This is a genomic window from Bradyrhizobium sp. AZCC 2289 (assembly GCF_036924615.1).
Taxonomy (GTDB): Bacteria; Pseudomonadota; Alphaproteobacteria; order Rhizobiales; family Xanthobacteraceae; genus Bradyrhizobium.
Genome location: NZ_JAZHRY010000001.1, coordinates 5,542,789 through 5,560,881 on the forward strand (window position 1 = coordinate 5,542,789; position 18,093 = coordinate 5,560,881).

The following is an 18,093-nucleotide window of genomic DNA, read 5'->3' on the forward strand; positions in this document are numbered from 1 at the left end:
ATCGCGCATGCGCGTTTGCTCGCCGCCGTCAATCGTTTGCCGGGATTGCGGCATTCACCGCCGCCCTCATCCGCACGCAACCGGCTTGCCACATGAGGTTCGATCTCAACCGCGATGGGTGGATCTGCTGGCCTGAGCGGGAGGACCTCTCGCTCGAGTTCATGCGGTTATTGGCCGCGGCCCAGGAAGGCGGCTCGACGGTCTCCGAATGCTGGCTGACCGCAAGCCGCATCGACTTCACGGACGACGATTGCTGGTACGACGAATGGTCGAAGACGGCGGACGCCAACAACGACCGGGGGTTTGCGGCGTTTGCCGCGGGCAATCTGGTCACGGCGAGGAGCAACTGGCTTCGCGCGCTGAACTACTATACCGCGGCCGCGTACCCTTTCGACCTTGCGCCGGACAAACAGCGGGCCGCGGTATCGGCGATGCGCGAATGCGCCGCCAATTACCTGCGCCACCGCCGGCCTTGCGGCGAAGTCGTCTCCATTCCCTGGCTGAGTGAATTCGCGCTGCAGGGCTATTATCTGCCTGCGCGCGCCACGAAAGATCCTGCGCCGGTCGTAATTTGCATTGGCGAGCCCGGGCATCGAAAGGAAGAATATCTCTTCAAGCTGGCGCCCCATGCCTTCGAGCGCGGAATTTCGCTGCTCGCGGTCGACGTTCTCGGTGACGGGACCGGCCTGCCATTCGAACAGCTGATGCGGCGCCAAAAGCTCGAATCGGCGATCGAGCCCGTGATGGATTACCTGGTCGGCAGGGACGACGTCGACGACGGCCGCATCGCGATCCTTGGCGACGGCTGGAGTTCATCCTTTGTCGCGCGCGGTATCGCTTACGATCCGCGTTTTGCTGCGGCCGTTTGCGATGGCGGCATCTGGGATTTGCACGAGCAGGCGTTCCTGAAGCGGCGAATGGCGCCCGCAGGTGACGACACCGGCTGGAGCTCCGAAACCAGCCGCATCCTGCGCAACATCCGTTGTCCGCTGCTGATCACCGTGGGCGCGCGCGGCTGGCTCAAGACCGATCGCGTGACGGAGCTGGCCGATCAGCTCGGAGTCGACCGCCGCGACGTCACGCTGAAAATCTTCGAGCGCGCGGAGACCGCCGCCGCCCAGGGTCACATCGACAATCCGACGCTGGCGAACGAGTTCATTTTCGACTGGATTGCCTCCCGCCTGGGAGCGGGATGCGTCAGCTTCGATCGCCAGCCGCAAGAATCCTAAAGAATCCTAGCGCGTCGGTCTTCCGAAGCGCCTCAAAAATCGACGGCGACTTTCAGACAGGCTTTTTCCAGCCGTTTTTTGAGCGAGGCCAGTTTGCCGGTCAGCTCGTCGATTTCGCCGGCGCTGAATTCCGCGAAAATGAATTCGTTCAGGCTTTCCTGTTGCGCCGCCAGGCTTGCCAGGTGCTTGTAGGTCTTGTCCGTCAGCGACATCTTGACGATCCTGGCGTCTTCGCTCGAGGGCTTGCGGCGGATGAAGCCCTTTTTCTCGAGAAGCTTCGATTGCGTCGTGACGAATGACGGATCGACATGCAGCATCTTCGAAACGGCGTTGACCGGTGCGCCGTCGCCCTGGTCGAGATCCGCCAGCGCCACGATCATCATCCATTGCGGACCGCTGATACCGAGGGTCTTGGCCCAGAAGTGGCGAAGTTCTTCCAGGTGCACGCTGATCGAGGCGATTTCCCAGGCGAATCGCCGAATGACATCCTGATTCTTCTTGGCGGACTCATCCATTGGGCGCCGTACTCGGGTTCTCGTCATCCCATAACGGATGTTCGACGAAAACGACACGAGTAAATCGGCTATCTGCAGCAATTTACACGGTATTCGCCGGGAATTTTCTGCTGAAGGCGGTGCGGTGGGCCAGTTGCCGAAAAGTCACATCGGCGCCTCAATCAATAGCTGAGCAAATAAACTAATTTGATTATCTAATTAGCACATGCATAACTTTCGCGTGACGGAGGGGGGCGCCTCAAACCGTCTCGTCTCAGGTGGTTCGCTGAAGTCCACCAGCTTGAAGATGCGTTGATCTTCAACGTTTTTTCGACGGCAGTCTAATCCGCTTTGCATGTTGCAATGCGAAGAACAATTTGGAGGTTAACATGAAGATGGTTAAGAGCCTTATCCTCGGCTCAGCGGCGGGTCTTATCGCCATGAGTGGGGCTCAGGCGGCCGATCTTCCCGTAAAGGCCAAAGCGGTCGAATACGTGAGGGTCTGCTCCCTGTACGGAGCTGGTTTCTTCTACATCCCGGGCACCGACACCTGCATCAAGCTGGGTGGTTATCTGCGCATTGACACCACGTTCAACGGCAGCATCTACGATCAGCCGGCGTGGTCGGGCGATCTCGGCCAGGGCAATCGCTATCGCGATTACTTCGCCGCCCGCTCCCGTATGGCGCTGACGGTCGATACCCGCACCGCCACGGAATACGGCGTCGTCCGTACCTTCGGTCAGGCCGACTTCCAGTTCACGACCCAGGGCAACAACACGACCAACCCGGCTGCGTTCACCGCATCGCCGGCCGCCGGCACCAACACCGGCCTGCTGAACCAGCCCGGCGAAGGCTACGTCGCCGTCGAGTACGTGTTCATCCAGTTCGCCGGCTTCACCTTCGGTAAGTCGTCCTCGGCCTTCGCGACGCCGTGGAACGGTTATCCGGGCAACAACTCGTCGTTCCTGCTCGGCGGTCATGACACCGTCACCGGCGTGAACAACATCCAGTACACCGCCCAGTTCGGCAACGGCGTGTCGGGCACCATCGGTCTCGATGATCCGACCGTGTTCAACCGTACCTCGGTCTACAATCTGGCTTACGCACTCAACGCGACCGGCAACGGCGGCAACGCTTACGCCGGCGTGCATGCTCCGGACGTCGTCGGCAACATCCGCGTCGACCAGGCCTGGGGTCTGTTCCAGATTTCGGCTGCGGCGCATGAAGTCAGCGGTTCTTACGACTTCCTGAACGGCGTTGCTGTTCCGGCTGGTGCTGTTGGACCTGCTGCTGCATCTCCGACCGCGCTGTCGGAAATCGGCGGTCACCCCGACACCAAGTGGGGCGGTTCGGTGATGGCTGCGTTGCAGATCAAGAACATCCCGACCGGTGCCGGCGACGACGTCAAGATCGACGCGACCTACGCTTTGGGTGACACGAAGAACGTGATCTCCACCAGCTCCGCTTCGCCGAGCTTTGCGATGTTCGGCAATACGGGTCGTGCGGGCGCCTATCAGAGCATCGGTTTCGGTGCGACGACTGACGCTGTCTGGCTCCCGAACCATGCCACCACTGGTCCGTTCGCCGGCGGCGACGGTCAGCTCAAGCTGACTCAGGCTTGGGGTATCCGCGGTGCGTTCAACCACAACTGGGATCCCTACTGGTCGTCCAGCCTGTTCGGCAGCTATTCGGCTGTCCGTTACGGCGGTAGCGCTGGCGATCTGAGCTCCGCGAAGGGCGCTTACTGCCAGGCTTACATCGGCAGCACCGGCGGCCTGGCGACGAAGTCCGCGGACTTCAGCTGCAACCCGGACTTCAACGTCTCGCAGCTCGGCGTGGTCACCCGTTGGACCCCCGTCAAGAACCTGACGTTCTCGGCTGAAGTCATGTGGTTCCACCTTGACCAGAAGTTCACGGGTACCTCGACCCTCGGCGCGGCTGCGCCGAAGCCGACCACCGTGTACGAGTTCAAGGACCAGGACACCGTCAGCTTCAACGTTCGCGCTCAGCGCAACTTCTGATCCTGATCGTCTGATCAAACTCCAGGAGAACCCCCGGCAGGAAACTGCCGGGGGTTTTTCGTTGCTTGACGCCGTGTGACGCCGCTGTCGTCGCGGCAATGCCAATGCTCGCCCGCTCCGCAGTGCGCGGCCGGTGATGCGTGCGGCTTTGCGCTGTCGCTTTTGCTCATGGGAGCCGGGCAAAAAAACATGATTTACTCAGGTAATTTTCTAAGGTATTAAAATGGCAGGCTTCAAGGAGACATAACCTACTTGATGCTAAACCTCCGAAACCTCCGGCAATGCCCTGCCGGAGGTTTTTCGTTTTGGCGCAGGCGTCCGCGTCGATGCGATACCCTTGGCGGCGCTGACGCGCACAAGCGAGGTTGAAGCCGGTCCCTTGCTGGACCCGCCGGCGGGCCGCCCGGGCCCGATCAGGGCGGTCAGGCAAACCGGACAAAAGTTTTGGGATCGAGAGAATGGTGCTGCCAGACAGGATTGAACTGTCGACCTCTCCATTACCAATGGAGTGGCCTGACTTAGGATTTCTGTTGCTTGGGCAGCGCACAGGGAACGTCGTCGCCGTTCTTCGTGTCGCGGAACGTCAACGTCAGTGAGACCATGTCGAGGTCACCGAGAGAGCAGCCTTGGAGAAGGGAGGACACGCGCGCGCCACAGACGTATTCCACGCGTAACTGCGTTGCCAAAGTCGAGTGCGCGGCATCGATGATGTCCTCAAGCAGTTGAATGCGAAATTGCTGCACGCCTCGCTTTGCTCGCTTGGTTGGAAATACTACGGAGCGGCGCTCTTGCATCGCACGACACGCGCCATCAACCTGACCGACGAAGGGCGACTCCCGGTTCAAGGGGCAAGGCGCCTGTTGGCGGAAGCTGACGAACTGGAAGCTCTCTTTCGGTTGGGCGTAGAGAAAATATCAGGACCGATCCGACTGAGCGCGCCAATCGACCTTGGCCGGAGCTATCTCGTTCCCATCCTCGATGCGTTCTTGGCCGAGCACCCGGAAGTGACCATCGATCCCAACCTGACGGATGGCTATGTCGACCTGGTCGGTCAGGGATAGGACTTCGCCATCCGGTATGGCCGAGCTGGCTGACAGCACCTAGCGCGTGAAGCGTCTCGCCGAGAACCGGCGAATCGTGTGCGTACGTGCGACCGATTCATCCAGCAGACGTCCCTGCGGCAGCCGTGGGGCTCAGTCCGACACGCCTCAAAAGGCAACTGCTTCAGCCTTGTCGTCGACGGTTTTGACCCAAGGAACGGATTGAGGTGGCTTAGTTGCTGGCGACCATGCCTTGTGATTGGAACCATCTCAGCGTTCGGTGAATGGCCTCGTCTACGGAGACCTCTGGCTTGAAGCCCAGAGAACGTGCCGCCTTTTCGCCACTGATGAACTGCCCCGACGCCATAACCGCAATGGCGCTTGAACTGATCTTGGGCTCTGGTCCTCGAAGGAATTTATAGCGGGCGCTCTGCAGGACACTCACAAGGCGCGCTGCAGGAAGGGGTATCGATTTCGGCATGGGCCCGCCAGTGGCTTTTGAAATCTTGCCCATCAATTCGGACATGGTCAGGTTTTCGCCTGCGAGCAGATAGCGCTCGCCGACGCGGCCATCCTCGCACACTCGGACGAGCCCGCGCCCGGCGTCTCCTGCATAGATGACGTTACGCCGACCTTCGACGAACCCGGGTAGTGTGCGGTTCGCCATTTCGAGAACGAAGCGGCCTGTCGTTCGGCCCGGATCGAATTCCCCAAAGCTCATCGTCGGGATTCCGATTACGACCGGCAGCCCCTGCTGGGCAGCGTCGCGCGCCTGCTTGTCCAGGGCCCACTTGACCTGCAGATAAGGATTTGGATTCTGGCCCATTCCCCTGGACGAAGGCGCAGCCCTCGAGGGGCGCATGAGTTCGGCCAGAGCGCAGCTGATGTCGCGACTCTCGGCGGCCCCCCTAGGGCGGCGGTCGTTGCTATAGGCTTGGGCAAATTGGCGAGCACGTTGCGTGCATATGCAGAAAACACAGGCAGATGCGGATGTCGCCGTTGCTATGGTTCTACATCTGAACTTGCAGCGACCCGCGCGCTATCGTAGTCCTCGACTATGGCCTTGTTTATCGTTCGCAAACTGTGGCTGGCCGCCTCGGTGTGCTTGACCGTTCTGGTCGTCAGCTTCATCTTGACCCGCCTTTCCGGCGACCTGGCCGCGTCTATCGCAGGTCCGAACGCCAGTGCGGCCGACATCGCGATCATTACCAGGAATTATGGCCTCGACCGGCCGTTGGTGGTGCAGTTTCTCGATTGGGCCGGCCACGCTGCCGAGGGCGACCTCGGCCGATCCTTCCTCTACCATGTCCCGGTATGGGGACTGATCCGCGACCGATTGCCGGTCACTCTGACACTTGGCCTGACCGGCCTTTCTATCGCGCTGTTGGTCGCCCTGCCGCTCGGCATTCTGGCGGCGGTGCGGGAGGGCTCGGCGATGGACCGAGGCATCATGATGGTGGCACTGCTGGGGCAGGCGATGCCGGGCTTCTGGCTCGGTCTGGTCATGATCGTCCTGCTGGGACTGGAGTTGCAATGGCTGCCTATTTCCGGCGTCGACACATGGCAGGGCTACATCATGCCGGGGATCGTGCTGGCATTTTCGGCGATCCCGGCGCTGATGCGCCTGACCCGCTCGGGAATGATCGACGCATTGGCAGCGGATTATATTCGCACCGCGCGCGCGAAGGGGTTAAGCCGGCCGAAGATCATCCTCAAGCACGCCTTGCGCAATGCGGCGATGCCGGTCGTTTCGATCGCGGCCGTGCAGCTTGGCTTCATGTTGGGAGGGTCCGTGGTGATTGAGTCGGTGTTCGCGCTGCCGGGCGTCGGCTATCTGGCCTGGGAATCGATCATCAAAAATGATTTTCCGGTGGTACAGGCCGTCGTGCTGTTACTGGCGGTCATCTACATCGTGCTGACCTTGCTGGCGGACATGATGAATGCGGTGCTCGACCCAAGGCTGCGCGGATGAGTGTTTTGATCGCACAAGCCCGGCCGGGCCGCGGACGGTTACCTGCCTTTCGTCACCTCGCCACGCTGCTGGGCGCGGTGATCGTTGGGACCGCGGTGCTGGTCGCGATTTTCGCGCCCTATCTGACGCCGCATGATCCATTCGCGCAGGATCTTAACCTCCGCCTCATTCCTCCGGTGTGGATGGAAGGCAGCCAGCCGGAGCATCTGTTGGGTACGGATCAGATCGGGCGGGATTACTTGTCGCGCCTCATCTACGGCACGCGCATTTCCATGCTGATCGGCGTGCTGACCGTCATCACATCCGGCCTTATCGGCATCACGGTCGGAATCATCGGCGGGTTCTATGGCGGGCGGACCGACGACGCTGTGATGTTCCTGATCACCTGCCGGCTGTCGATTCCCGCTGATCCTGGTGGCGTTGACAGTGGTGGCGCTGGTTGGCAGTTCGCTTGCGGTGGTGATCCTCACGCTCGGGCTGTTGCTGTGGGACCGGTTCGCCGTGGTGGCTCGTACCACGACGATGCAGGTGCGCAACCTCGATTACATCGCCGCCGCCCGCGCCGCCGGCGCCTCGCAAGTGCATATTCTGGTGCGCGAGGTGCTTCCCAATATAGCCAATCACCTGGTGGTTGTGGCGACGCTGGAAATGGCCTTGGCGATCCTGCTTGAAGCGGCACTGTCGTTTCTCGGCCTGGGCGTGCCGCCGCCTTTGCCGAGCTGGGGGCTGATGATCGCCGAAGCCAAGGAATACATGTTCTTCAGCCCGTGGGTGATCATGACCCCCGGGGTCGCGCTGTTCGTGCTGGTGCTCGGCATCAACCTCTTGGGTGACGGGCTGCGGGACATGCTCGGAGCGGATCTGCGGCGATGACACCCGTCGTACCAAACCCGGTTCTCACCGTCGCCAATCTGCGGGTGTCCATCGGCGGGCGTACCGAAGCGGTGCGGGGCCTGTCGCTCGCGGTAGGGCGCGGCGAAACCCATTGCATGGTAGGCGAGTCCGGCTGCGGCAAATCCATTACGGCGCTGTCGGTGATGAACCTGCTGCCGCGCGGGATCAGCCGCACCGCAGATCACATCCGCTTCCAGGGCCAGGATCTGCTGGGCATGTCGGAGCGTCAGATGGCGCGGCTGCGCGGCGACAAGATGGCGATGATCTTCCAGGAACCGATGACGAGCCTGAACCCGGCCTACACGATCGGGTCGCAAATGTCCGAGGTTTTCGAACGCCATCGCCGGGCCACGCGGCGGCAGGCCATGGACAGGGCGGCCGAACTGCTGGCGCGCGTGGGCATTACCGCTCCGGGAATGCGTCTCGGGCAATATCCCCATCAGCTCTCCGGCGGCCTGCGCCAGCGGGTGATGATCGCCATGGCGCTGATGTGCGATCCAGAGTTGCTGATCGCCGACGAACCGACAACGGCTCTCGATGTGACGGTGCAGGCGCAGATCCTGCGGCTGCTGCAGAAGCTGCAGCAGGAGTTGGGACTGGCATTGCTGCTGATCACGCATGATCTCGGCGTGGTGGCGCGGATGGCGCAGCGTGTCTCGGTGATGTATGCGGGCGAGGTGGTGGAAACCGGCACCGTGGCTGAGGTGTTCGCCGCGCCCACGCACCCCTACACGCGCGGTCTATTGGACTGCATTCCCGTGCCCGGCACGACGCAGACTGGCGAACCGCTGGGCAACATTCCGGGCGTGGTACCTCGCATAGCGCCGGGCTTCGTGGGTTGCGGGTTTCGCGACCGCTGTACGTTGGCTACGCCGGAATGCGCCCGGACCGTGCCGCTGCGCGACGCCGATGGCGATCATCGCTATCTCTGCCGGCTGCCGCCGGATTGGAAGCGAGCTGCCGCGGCATGACCCATGCGATCGAAGTTCGGAACGTGTACCGCGAATTCCAGCAGCGCCGCGGCATGGCGAGTGCCCGTGGCCCGGTGCGCGCGGTGGACGGGGTGACGTTCTCGCTCCCGGCGGGCGATGTGCTGGGGGTGGTGGGCGAGTCCGGCTGCGGCAAGTCAACGCTTGCCCGTCTCATCATGGGCCTGCTGCCGCCAACCTCGGGCGAGATTCTTGTGGATGGACGCAGCCTGACCGGCATGGATCGGCGCGAACGTGCCCGACTGATCCAGCCCGTGTTTCAGGACCCGTACTCCTCGCTCAACCCGCGCCAGCGCATTCGCGACATCGTCGGTCTGCCGCTGGCCTCCCAGGGCAATCTGCCGAAGGCGCAGCAGGCCGATCGCGTCATGGAGATGCTGGCGCGCGTTGGAATTTCCAGCGAGATGGCCGAGCGCATGCCGGGCCAGCTCTCCGGCGGCCAGCGGCAGCGTGTGGCCATCGCGCGGGCCCTCGTGCTGCACCCGCGCATCGTGGTGTGCGACGAGCCCACCAGCGCGCTGGATGTCTCCGTGCAGGCGCAGATTCTCAACTTGCTGGCGGAATTGCGGCGGGAGCTTGGACTGACCTATCTCTTCATCAGCCACAACCTGGCGGTGGTGGAATACATCGCCACGGAAGTGGCGGTGATGTACCTCGGCCGGATCGTCGAGCAGGCGCCGGCGCAGGAGCTGTTCCGCACCCCCACGCACCCCTACACACAGGCGCTGCTGGCCTCCGTGCTGACACCGGATCCGGCTCTCGGCATTCCCGATGTCGGTCTGGGCGACGCCTACCCGGATCCCACCAATATCCCGCCGGGTTGTCGTTTCCACCCGCGTTGCCCGAGCGCATTGGCGAAATGCGCCGCTATCATGCCAGACAACATCCGCAAGGATGGCCGTCTGGTCGAATGTCTGCTGGCGATCCCGGCATAGGGCAGGCGCCAGTCGCTATTTCCAGGTCGACAGATAGAAACGCGGCACGTCGTCCGGGAAGCCCTGGAAATTCAACTGCTTTGAAAATGCGACATAGCGGACGTCGCTGAACAGCGGCACGAAATCAACCCGCTCCGTGGACAGGTGGATCGCCTCGCTAAAGGCCTGGCGACGCAGCTCCGGATCGATGCTGGCCCCGGCCTGCTTCAACAGGTTTTGCACATCGGCATCGCGCGCGTAGTCGTTCAATCCGCCGCCGAGCCAATAGGGCATGAACGCCGAGGCATCGTTGACGGAATTGCTGCCCCAACTCCCCGAATACAGCGGTGCCTTGCCTGCTTCCGCCAGCTGGATGGCCGCGCCGATCTGGAGCTGCTGGATGCGCAGGTTGATGCCGACAGCCTTGAGATAATTCTGCAAGGCCGCGCCGACCTGCGGTGTTGCATAAGACACCAGCTCGGTATCGAAGCCGTTGGGATACCCGGCCTCAGCCAGAAGCTGCTTGGCCTTGGCCGGGTCGTACGGATATTTCACGGCGGCGGCTACGTCACAGCCGAACTGGCTGGGGAAACACGGCGTGTCGATGACCTGCGAATCGCCCTGGATCAGCTGCTTGGCCATCGTGGCGCGGTCGATGGCCGAGATGACCGCCTGCCGCACCTTCAGCTTGGTCAGCGGATTGTCGGCGCCTGAACGGCCGGCGGCGTCGATGGTCACGAAATGGACCCGCATGGTGCCGAACCGCACCGAATTCAAATTTGGCATCCGCGCGATATTAGCGAACTGATCGGCATTATAGCCCCAAATCCAGTCGGCTTTTCCGCCGAGCAGCTCGGTCAGCTCGGTGGTTGCGTCGGGCACTTCGTGGATCTTGATATAGCGGATGGCGGGCCGGCCCTTGGGGCTGCCGGCGTAGTAGCCGTCATACCGCTCCATATCGATCTCGGTGGTGCCGTCGACCTTGGTGATCTTGTAGGGGCCGGTGCCGATCGGAGCCCGGGCGTAGGCATCGGCACCGATTTTCTCGCGATAGGCCTTCGGCCAGATCGGCGTGACCATCGCCAGATATTCCATCACGGCCGGCGACACACCGGTCAGCTTGAGGCGCACGTGAAAGTCGTCGATCTTCTCGGCGCCGGCATAGGATGTGTAATAGGCCGGGATTGCCACCTGCTTGTCGTGGATGATGTCGTTGATCGTGTAGACCACATCGTCGGCGGTAAACGGGTCGCCGTTCTGGAACGTCACGCCCTCGCGCAGGGTGAAGTCGATCGTGGTGGTATCGACCTGCTTCCACGACGTCGCCAATGCCGGCTTGATCTCCATGGTGACGGGATCGCGATAGACCAGGCAGTCGAAGGCGTGGAACGCCACCACCATGCCGGTGCGCTGCGAATTGTAGTAGGGGTCGACATCGGGAATGGCATCGCGCCAGGTGATGCGCAACGTGTCAGCCGATTTTTGCGCCAGCGCCGGGGCCGCCATTGCCAGTGTCGTGCAGGCGGCCAGCAGCAGGCCGCGGAGCCAGGTATCCGATCGCATTTATTGTCCTCTCAACTCCGAAAAAAGCAGACGACGCAGAAACATACGGCGTCGCGGAACAGAAGCAACCCGCATGCCATCATCCTGGCTGCGGCCCCTGCCGCTACGGCGGTCTTTGCCAAGCGATGGCGCCCATCTATCCTTGGTCGACGGCCGCCAGCAACCGCTTCAGGAAACCGTCGACGGCCTCAGGATCGATCCAGCGAACCACGGCCACGAGATCGTGCTCCTGATCGACATAGACCATGTTGGTGCCGTTGCCGACGTGGGCAAAAGCGGTGGCCGGAGCACTCGGCCAGCGCTTCCGGTCAGTGTTAAGAAACCAGTTCATATACCCGTAGATCGGCTCCGGCTTGGTAGGCGTGCGTGCCTGATCGATCCATTGCTCCGAGAGCAATTGACGATCTTTCCACTTGCCGCGACGCAGCGTGAGGTAGCCGAAGCGAGCCATGTCGGAGGCATTGATAAACATGCCACCGCCCCAGTGCCCGCCGCCGGTCACCGACTGCATTACGGTGCCATCCAGAACGACCCAGGAATTCTCGTAGCCGAACCAGCGCCAGGTGCTGGAGGCGCCGATCGGGTCCATGATGTTTTCCTTCAGGACCTGCGGCAGCGGGCGCCGCCAGACGTTGAGGGCTGCGAGCGCCATCACATTCGTGCGGGTATCGTTGTATTTATAAGAAGTGCCCGGCTTGTTGCGCGGCAACGTCCCCCATTCCGCCGGATTGTCGCCAGGCCGATCCGCCCAGTCCGGCTTGCCCCATAGCGTGCCTTCCCAGTCGCTGGTCTGTCGCAACAGATCGTCCCAGGTGATCGTGCGGTTGTGCGGCGATTCAAACGGGAACAGCAGATCGGACCTGTTGAGCCGATCCGATTTGTTGGTGGTCGAAGGCGGGGCGTAGAGCTGTATCGGCGCGACATAATCCCGTACGACATCATGGACGTTTTTGATCATGCCCCGCTCGACGGCAATTCCGACGACGCTGGAAAGGAAGCTCTTCGTCACGCTGTGAGTCATGTCGACCCTCAGCGGTTCTCCCCATTCGGCCACGATGTAGCCCTTATGAATGATGATCCCAGTCGGATCTCCGCGTTCCTGGATCGGCCCGATCGCGTAGCCGAACGGCTCGCGGCCGAAGGTTTGATAATGGTTCATCACCAGGTCGCGGGGTGCCTTCGTCTCCCCGGCGACTGCAAAATCGATCGCCTGCTTCAGGAGGTCGGGACGAACGCCCGACTCTGAAGGCGTCCTGTGCTGCCACGTGGCATCGGGGTAATAGGCCGCAGCCGGATTCGCGTCCTGGTCAGGTTGTTTGGTTGGTCCACGGAGGCTGGAACGACGAGAGGTCATGACTTTCCTTCAATCAGGATTCTTCAGGAGCCCGGCCGCCGGCCGACCTCCGGCTTCGACGGATTGAGCAAGATGTTCGCCGAAGTGTGTCCTGACCGCCTACACCATCCCACTGCAATTGCCTACCGTCCGATGGAGCGGCACAGGTCTGCGCGCGCAAGACCGGTGGCCGCGACGCCCAGGGGGGTGGCAGAGACAGGTAGGCCATCAGCACCGCCCATAGCGAGATGGTGGGCGCTTGCTATGGCCCGAGTTTCGAATCTGGATGGGACGCACGCGCAAGACTGATGATGAAGACGCGACGTTCGTGCATGGAGCGAACTGTAACTCCGTCACCTACGCTGATCTGTCTTCGGTAAGGGGCGCAGCGCCGCCGCCGCGGTGTTCGCGATATCGGCGTCGATCTCCTTGCTCAAGCCGGCAACACCTACCGCGCCCACGACTTCGCCGTTTACGCGTATCGGCACGCCGCCGCGCAGTGCCGCGATGCCGGCGGTGACGAATGCCGTTCGGCCTCGATTAATGTTGTCCTCGATCTCCGCCGTCGGCCGTTGTAGCCGCGCGGCCGTTCGTGCCTTCTCGATGGCAAGATCCGCGCTTGCCAGACGGACACCATCCATCCGCTGGAAAGCAAGCAGATCGCCGGCAGGATCGACCACCGCGATTGCCGAGGGCGCATTCCGCTGCTGCGCGCTCATTCGCGGCGTGCAGGACCGTCTGGGCTCCGGCTTGATCAAGGGGCATTACGTTCACGGTCTCTGCCCTGACTAAAAAACAGAACACCGTGGCCAAGATTCCAACACTCATTCCAAGTTTCGTCATGGCGGGCTGATTTCATTTCGTTGAAGTTTGCGGCGCGAGAATGCGATCGCTGCGAGCTTTGTGTTACCGGATCTATGAAGCGCCTTTGGTGCGGACCAAATAGTCCACGATCGCTTTAGCATCGTCAGGGCTGACAGGAGCCTTGTAGGCGGTGATCATCTTGTTGACGGCTTCTTGCCAGGCCGCCCGGGACAGCGAAGGCTGGTTCAATACATGGTCGGCCGAGTGGCAGGCGAGGCAGTTGTTGTTGATCGCATCCGATCCAACCGCTGCAAGAGTTAGCCTCCAAGATATGCCTCGCGAATCCGCGGATCGTCGGCAAGGGCCGCTGATGGCCCGGACAGTGTGATTGTGCCGGTCTCCATCACGAAGGCGCGCGCGGAAATATCGAGCGCCATCGCCGAATTTTGCTCTACCAGAAGGACGCTGAGGCCGGTACGCTTGTTGAGTTCCAGGATCTTGTCAAATACCTGTTCAATCACAATGGGTGCCAATCCGAGCGATGGTTCGTCCAGCATCAGCAGGCTGGGGCGGCTCATCAGCGCGCGGCCGATGGCCAGCATCTGCTGTTCGCCGCCGGAAAGCGACCAACCGCCCTGCGTGAAACGCTCCTTCAGGCGCGGAAACAGGTCGAGCACCAGCGCCAGATCGGCCTCGATTTCAGATTTCCTGTAAGAGCGCGATGCCGTGCCTGTGATCAGATTCTCGCGCACCGTGAGGCCGGGAAAGATACGACGACCTTCAGGGCAATGGGCGACGCCGGCGCTGACAATGTTCTCCACGGCCGCGCCATTTATCGTCTCGCCTTTCCAGGTAATTTTGCCCGAGGTCGGCCGGAGCAGACCGGAAATCGTACTCAGCGTCGTGGTCTTGCCGGCACCGTTGCCGCCGATCAGGGCCACGATTTCGCCCGGATCGACATCAAAGGAAATGCCCTTCAGCACTTCGATATGGCCGTAGGAAACCCTGAGGTTTTCGACCTTAAGCATGCCGGTGCCGCCTGCCCAAATAGGCCTCGATAACCTTCGGATTACGCTGCACCTCCTCTGGCGTGCCTTCTGCAATCTTCTTGCCGAAATCCAGCACCACCACGCGGTCGCTGATGCCCATCACCAGGCGCACATTGTGCTCGACCAGCAGGATCGTCATGCCGCTGGTTTTCAAGTCCGCGATCGTACCAAGCAGTTTCATGCTTTCGGTCATGTTCATGCCGGCCGCCGGTTCATCGAGCAGCAACACGTCAGGTTTCGACGCGAGCGCTCGCGCAATCTCCAGCAATCGTTGCTGGGCGTAAGGCAGTTGTGCAGCCCGATCATTGGCACGGCCGCCGAGGCCGACGACCTCCAGCGCCTCGCGCGCGCGGTGCTCGATCTCCGCTTCATGTTGCTTTTGACGGGCATCCTCTGTGACGATGCCAAACAGGGATATTGGCGTGTTGCACGCGCCGGCAACCTTGACGTTTTCGATCACGCTCAGGTTATTGAAAATCCGGATGGTCTGAAATGTACGGGCAAGCCCAAGCCGTGCGATTCGATGTGGCTTAAGTCTGAACAGCTCCTGGCCGTCGATTTGAATCGAACCGGCATCGGCATGCGAGGCGCCGCTGAGTGCATTGAGCAGTGTGGTCTTGCCGGAGCCGTTCGGTCCGATGATCGCCTGGACAACGCCGCGCGGAATATCGAGATCGACGCCATCCAGCGCGACAAGGCCACCGAACCGTTTGGTCACGCCACGCGCGGCGAGGATCGGGCGGTCGCTCATCGCGCCCCCGCAAGGCGAAGCCGGATCGTGGAGGCAATGGATGCGAGACCGCCGGGAGCCAGGACGATAACGACGATGACGCCGAGACCATAGAGCACCAGGTACCATTGTCCGAGAAACCGCAGAGCCTCCGGCAAAAGCGTCAGCGCCACCGCGCCGATGATACAGCCGGCAATCGAGCCCATGCCGCCAACGATCAGCATCGTCATGAGTAGGACGGCCTGGATTCCGGAGAAGCTGTCGGGGCTGATGAAACGGATGGAGGACGCATACAGGCAGCCGGCCAGGCCGGCGTAGATCGCGCCTATGATGAAGGCGAGCAGCTTGGTTCGTGTGGTGTCGACGCCGCTCTGTTCGGCGGCAATCTCGGAATCCTTTGTCGCAATCATGGCGCGGCCGAGCGCCGAATGCCTGATCCGCACCGCAACCAGCACAGCGACCGCCAGTACGGCGATCAACACGTAATAGTGCTGAATCTGTCCTTGCGGACCGAAGCCGAACAGGCTGATGCCAGGTATCGCTCGCAAGCCCGAGGTGCCACCCGTGACCGGCTCCCAATGCACGATGATCAGCCGTACGATTTCGCCGAAGCCGATCGTGGTCATGGCGAGATAGTAGGTTCGCAGACGCAGCGTCGGCAGGCCGAGTACGAGGCTTGCGGCGACCACGACCGCCACCGAAAGGAACGGTGTTGAGATCCAGGGCAGACCGGCCTTGGTGGCAATGGCAGTGGTATAGGCGCCGAGCCCATAAAAGGCCGCCTGGCCGAAGTTGATCTGGCCAGTCCAGCCGGTCGCGAAATTCAGACCGAGCACCACGATCGCGTTAAGCATGGCGATGTTGAGCAGTTGAATGATGTAGCCATCACGGGCCGCCAATGGAATCGTCAGCACGGCAATGGCGAACAGCGCGAGGGCGATCCGAGTCTTCAAGCTCGAGGTCTTCAACTTACACCTTCTCGCTGCTCTTTTCGCCGAACAGGCCACGCGGCCATGCGACCAGTACGGCGATCATGACGATGAAGGCATAGGCGTCGCGAAAATTTGACGAGATGTAGCGAGCGCCGAAAGTCTCGATCAACCCGAGAAAGAGCCCGCCGATGACGGCCCCCGGCAGGTTGCCGAAGCCGCCGATGACGCTGACGACAAATCCCTTCAGGCCCAAGCTGCCCCCCATGGTGGGTTCGGCGAGGAATATCGGCGCCACCAGCAGGCCGGCCACGCCGGAAAGCATCGCACCGAGCGCGAAGGCCACTGCAATGGTGCGGTTGACGGGAATTCCGACCAGGCGGGCCGTGTGCAGGTCCTGCGCGGTAGCCTGCATCAAGATGCCGAACCGCGTCTTTGTAAGCAGCAGGAATTGCAGCAGCAGGATTACCGCTAGTGTCACGAAGATGAAAATCTGATGCATGGAAATGACGACGCCCGAAAATCGTAGTGGGGCGCCGTGGACCGGGGAGGGCATCGACACCGGCAATGGTCCCCAGATGATCAGCGCGAGGTTCTCCAGAACGATCCCCATGGCGATCGTCGTCAGGATCACCAGAAACGGCGGTCGCCCGCGGAGCGGAAAATAAACCAGAACCATGAAGACGATGCCGACGAAGGCCATTGCCACCATGGTGATGATCCATGCCATCGCGACCGGCAATTCATGCGTCACAGCGCTGCTGATCCCAATGAACGCCCCCAGCATCAGGAGCTGTCCCTGGGCGAAATTGACGATCTGAACGGTGTTGAAGATCAGCAGCAGGCCTAGGGCGACGAGAGCGTAGATGCTCCCGAGTGCAAGACCGTTGATGACGAGCTGGCCCATGAAGGATTTAGAATCCGCTTTCCTTAATCGGCCCGGCAAGCTCCGGTGTCTTGCCTTTGTTGCGGTAGATGCCAAGCGTGTGTGCGAGGTCGCCCCGCGCGTCCGCCTGGTAGTCAATCAGCATGCCTTTCCAGTCTTTGGTGGCCGCCAATGCGTCACGTATCGCCGGCTTGTCGCAGCCGACTTTTTCGATGATCGATTTCAGCATATAGACGGTGTCGTAGTACGAGACGGTAAAATTGTCTGCCGGTACCTTGTATTTTTCCTGCACTCGTTTCGCCCAATCCAGGATTTTGGTGTCGGTCGATGTTTGCGGAATCATGCCGCCGATGGCATAGCCGCCGTCGGCCTCTGCCGCCGACAGATTATTGAGCGTTGTCTGCGCAACCATGCTGGCGTTTCCGATCGTCGTCAGCTTGATGCCGAGATCGTTCATCTGCTTGATCACGAGCGTCACGTCGGCGGGCCGGCCGAACAGGATCAGGCTGTCCGCTCCCTTGTCCTTGATTTCCAGAAGCTGCGCGCTCATGTCCTTGTCGGACGGGGCATATGATGTCACCGCCGCCGGCGTCGCGTTGAGTTTGGCGAGCGCGCCCTGAATGCCCTTGGAAGCACCAAGGCCGTAATCGTCTGCCACGGCCATGATGCCGGGCTTGGTCTTCCCGAGCGATTTCACCAGATATTCGGGAATGAGATCGGCCAGCTGGCCGTCATGGACATGGGTCCGGAACAGCCACTTGCTGCCTTGCGCAGTGACCTTGGCATTTGTGGCGCCGACAAGAAACGGCGTCTCCGATTTGGTGACATCCTCGGTCTGCGCGAAAATATGCGGGCTGATCATCGATCCAAAGATAATCAGCGGCTTGCCTTCGAGTATACGATTCATCGCGTTGAGTGCGTCGGTGCTGGATGCACCGGTGTCTTCCGTCGTCAGGGCGAGTTTCTTGCCGGCAATCCCCCCATTGGCATTGATTTCATCGACAGCAAATTCGACGCCGTTGCGGGCCTGCGTGCCGAGCAACGCCAGATTGCCGGTGAGGGCGGTGGTCAGACCAAGCGGGATCGGCGATGCGCAACTCGCAGCGTCGGCCTTCGATTCACGTGCCACGCCCGCGGACAGGCAGATGACCGCCGCGCCGACGATCGCGCTCTTGAATGAATTTTGAAGCATCTGCATCCTTTCCCTGATCGGTTGTCGTTTGCATGCAAACAAAGTGCCACCTTT

Annotated in this window: 18 protein-coding genes and 1 pseudogene; 8 read left to right on the forward strand and 11 right to left on the reverse strand. The window is 61.4% G+C overall.

Annotated features, from left to right (window positions below; translation table 11 throughout):
• Positions 1-92: 92 nt before the first annotated feature.
• The gene (locus tag V1289_RS26225; RefSeq protein WP_334400052.1) at positions 93-1,229 is read left to right on the forward strand and encodes an alpha/beta hydrolase family protein; all 1,137 of its coding nucleotides are present in this window, start codon (positions 93-95) and stop codon (positions 1,227-1,229) included.
• 32 nt (positions 1,230-1,261) lie between these two features.
• On the opposite strand, the gene V1289_RS26230 is transcribed toward V1289_RS26225, so the two are convergent.
• Positions 1,262-1,744, reverse strand: a complete 483-nt coding sequence (locus tag V1289_RS26230) for a MarR family winged helix-turn-helix transcriptional regulator (protein ID WP_334400054.1) — start codon at positions 1,742-1,744, stop codon at positions 1,262-1,264.
• Positions 1,745-2,112: 368 nt separating this feature from the next.
• Between V1289_RS26230 and V1289_RS26235 the strand changes: the two genes are divergently transcribed.
• On the forward strand, positions 2,113-3,744 hold the full coding sequence (locus tag V1289_RS26235; RefSeq protein ID WP_334400056.1) for a porin: 1,632 nt from the start codon (positions 2,113-2,115) through the stop codon (positions 3,742-3,744).
• A 692-nt stretch (positions 3,745-4,436) separates the two neighbouring features.
• Positions 4,437-4,805 (forward strand): hypothetical protein, encoded by a 369-nt coding sequence (locus tag V1289_RS26240; protein ID WP_334400058.1) that lies wholly within the window; start codon positions 4,437-4,439, stop codon positions 4,803-4,805.
• Between the two features lie 211 nt (positions 4,806-5,016).
• On the opposite strand, the gene V1289_RS26245 is transcribed toward V1289_RS26240, so the two are convergent.
• Positions 5,017-5,610 carry an NAD-dependent epimerase/dehydratase family protein gene (locus tag V1289_RS26245; RefSeq protein ID WP_334400060.1) on the reverse strand — a complete coding sequence of 198 codons (594 nt, stop codon included), beginning with the start codon at positions 5,608-5,610 and terminating at the stop codon, positions 5,017-5,019.
• Positions 5,611-5,841: 231 nt separating this feature from the next.
• Here V1289_RS26245 and V1289_RS26250 point away from each other — a divergent pair, with 231 nt between their 5' ends.
• The 5 genes and pseudogenes from V1289_RS26250 to V1289_RS26265 all read left to right on the forward strand — a co-directional run bounded on the left by V1289_RS26250 (position 5,842) and on the right by V1289_RS26265 (position 9,574).
• Positions 5,842-6,756, forward strand: a complete 915-nt coding sequence (locus tag V1289_RS26250) for an ABC transporter permease (protein WP_334400062.1) — start codon at positions 5,842-5,844, stop codon at positions 6,754-6,756.
• Positions 6,753-6,872, forward strand: a pseudogene (locus tag V1289_RS49840) (hypothetical protein); the annotation flags it as partial. The gene V1289_RS26250 and the pseudogene V1289_RS49840, both read left to right, overlap by 4 nt.
• Positions 6,873-7,182: 310 nt before the next feature.
• Positions 7,183-7,629, forward strand: coding sequence for an ABC transporter permease (locus V1289_RS49845; protein WP_442896078.1), 447 nt, complete (start codon positions 7,183-7,185; stop codon positions 7,627-7,629).
• A complete protein-coding gene (locus V1289_RS26260; protein WP_334400063.1) occupies positions 7,626-8,621 on the forward strand; it encodes an ABC transporter ATP-binding protein in 996 nt (331 codons plus the stop codon). The genes V1289_RS49845 and V1289_RS26260 overlap by 4 nt, the downstream gene beginning before the upstream one ends.
• Positions 8,618-9,574, forward strand: a complete 957-nt coding sequence (locus tag V1289_RS26265; RefSeq protein WP_334400064.1) for an ABC transporter ATP-binding protein — start codon at positions 8,618-8,620, stop codon at positions 9,572-9,574. Before V1289_RS26260 ends, V1289_RS26265 begins: the two co-directional genes overlap by 4 nt.
• A gap of 15 nt (positions 9,575-9,589) precedes the next feature.
• On the opposite strand, the gene V1289_RS26270 is transcribed toward V1289_RS26265, so the two are convergent.
• The 9 genes from V1289_RS26270 to V1289_RS26310 form a co-directional block, all read right to left on the reverse strand.
• Positions 9,590-11,116, reverse strand: coding sequence for an ABC transporter substrate-binding protein (locus V1289_RS26270; protein WP_309181659.1), 1,527 nt, complete (start codon positions 11,114-11,116; stop codon positions 9,590-9,592).
• 136 nt (positions 11,117-11,252) lie between these two features.
• Positions 11,253-12,470 carry a serine hydrolase domain-containing protein gene (locus tag V1289_RS26275; protein WP_334400066.1) on the reverse strand — a complete coding sequence of 406 codons (1,218 nt, stop codon included), beginning with the start codon at positions 12,468-12,470 and terminating at the stop codon, positions 11,253-11,255.
• Positions 12,471-12,802: 332 nt separating this feature from the next.
• Entirely contained in the window at positions 12,803-13,207 is a 405-nt protein-coding gene (locus V1289_RS26280) for a GlcG/HbpS family heme-binding protein (protein WP_334400068.1), read from the reverse strand.
• Between the two features lie 157 nt (positions 13,208-13,364).
• Positions 13,365-13,502: a hypothetical protein gene (locus V1289_RS26285; RefSeq protein WP_442896079.1), complete on the reverse strand. Its 138-nt coding sequence runs from the start codon at positions 13,500-13,502 to the stop codon at positions 13,365-13,367.
• Between the two features lie 68 nt (positions 13,503-13,570).
• On the reverse strand, positions 13,571-14,281 hold the full coding sequence (locus tag V1289_RS26290; RefSeq protein ID WP_334400070.1) for an ABC transporter ATP-binding protein: 711 nt from the start codon (positions 14,279-14,281) through the stop codon (positions 13,571-13,573).
• The gene (locus V1289_RS26295; protein WP_334400072.1) at positions 14,274-15,053 is read right to left on the reverse strand and encodes an ABC transporter ATP-binding protein; all 780 of its coding nucleotides are present in this window, start codon (positions 15,051-15,053) and stop codon (positions 14,274-14,276) included. Before V1289_RS26295 ends, V1289_RS26290 begins: the two co-directional genes overlap by 8 nt.
• Complete coding sequence (locus V1289_RS26300) at positions 15,050-15,985, reverse strand: branched-chain amino acid ABC transporter permease (protein WP_334400074.1); 936 nt, start codon at positions 15,983-15,985, stop codon at positions 15,050-15,052. Before V1289_RS26300 ends, V1289_RS26295 begins: the two co-directional genes overlap by 4 nt.
• Before the next feature lie 16 nt (positions 15,986-16,001).
• Complete coding sequence (locus tag V1289_RS26305; RefSeq protein ID WP_309181665.1) at positions 16,002-16,868, reverse strand: branched-chain amino acid ABC transporter permease; 867 nt, start codon at positions 16,866-16,868, stop codon at positions 16,002-16,004.
• Positions 16,869-16,875: 7 nt separating this feature from the next.
• The gene (locus V1289_RS26310) at positions 16,876-18,039 is read right to left on the reverse strand and encodes an ABC transporter substrate-binding protein (protein WP_334400077.1); all 1,164 of its coding nucleotides are present in this window, start codon (positions 18,037-18,039) and stop codon (positions 16,876-16,878) included.
• Positions 18,040-18,093: the final 54 nt, after the last annotated feature.

Bases quoted from the DNA above. Each gene is read 5' to 3' on its own strand.
- V1289_RS26295 (WP_334400072.1), bottom strand. From the start codon at position 15,053: ATGAGCGACCGCCCGATCCTCGCCGCGCGTGGCGTGACCAAACGGTTC.
- V1289_RS26245 (WP_334400060.1), bottom strand. From the start codon at position 5,610: ATGGGCCAGAATCCAAATCCTTATCTGCAGGTCAAGTGGGCCCTGGAC.
- V1289_RS26265 (WP_334400064.1), top strand. From the start codon at position 8,618: ATGACCCATGCGATCGAAGTTCGGAACGTGTACCGCGAATTCCAGCAG.
- V1289_RS26230 (WP_334400054.1), bottom strand. From the start codon at position 1,744: ATGGATGAGTCCGCCAAGAAGAATCAGGATGTCATTCGGCGATTCGCC.
- V1289_RS26310 (WP_334400077.1), bottom strand. From the start codon at position 18,039: ATGCTTCAAAATTCATTCAAGAGCGCGATCGTCGGCGCGGCGGTCATC.
- V1289_RS26305 (WP_309181665.1), bottom strand. From the start codon at position 16,868: ATGGGCCAGCTCGTCATCAACGGTCTTGCACTCGGGAGCATCTACGCT.
- V1289_RS26290 (WP_334400070.1), bottom strand. From the start codon at position 14,281: ATGCTTAAGGTCGAAAACCTCAGGGTTTCCTACGGCCATATCGAAGTG.
- V1289_RS26225 (WP_334400052.1), top strand. From the start codon at position 93: ATGAGGTTCGATCTCAACCGCGATGGGTGGATCTGCTGGCCTGAGCGG.
- V1289_RS26250 (WP_334400062.1), top strand. From the start codon at position 5,842: ATGGCCTTGTTTATCGTTCGCAAACTGTGGCTGGCCGCCTCGGTGTGC.
- V1289_RS26270 (WP_309181659.1), bottom strand. From the start codon at position 11,116: ATGCGATCGGATACCTGGCTCCGCGGCCTGCTGCTGGCCGCCTGCACG.
- V1289_RS26275 (WP_334400066.1), bottom strand. From the start codon at position 12,470: ATGACCTCTCGTCGTTCCAGCCTCCGTGGACCAACCAAACAACCTGAC.
- V1289_RS26235 (WP_334400056.1), top strand. From the start codon at position 2,113: ATGAAGATGGTTAAGAGCCTTATCCTCGGCTCAGCGGCGGGTCTTATC.
- V1289_RS26260 (WP_334400063.1), top strand. From the start codon at position 7,626: ATGACACCCGTCGTACCAAACCCGGTTCTCACCGTCGCCAATCTGCGG.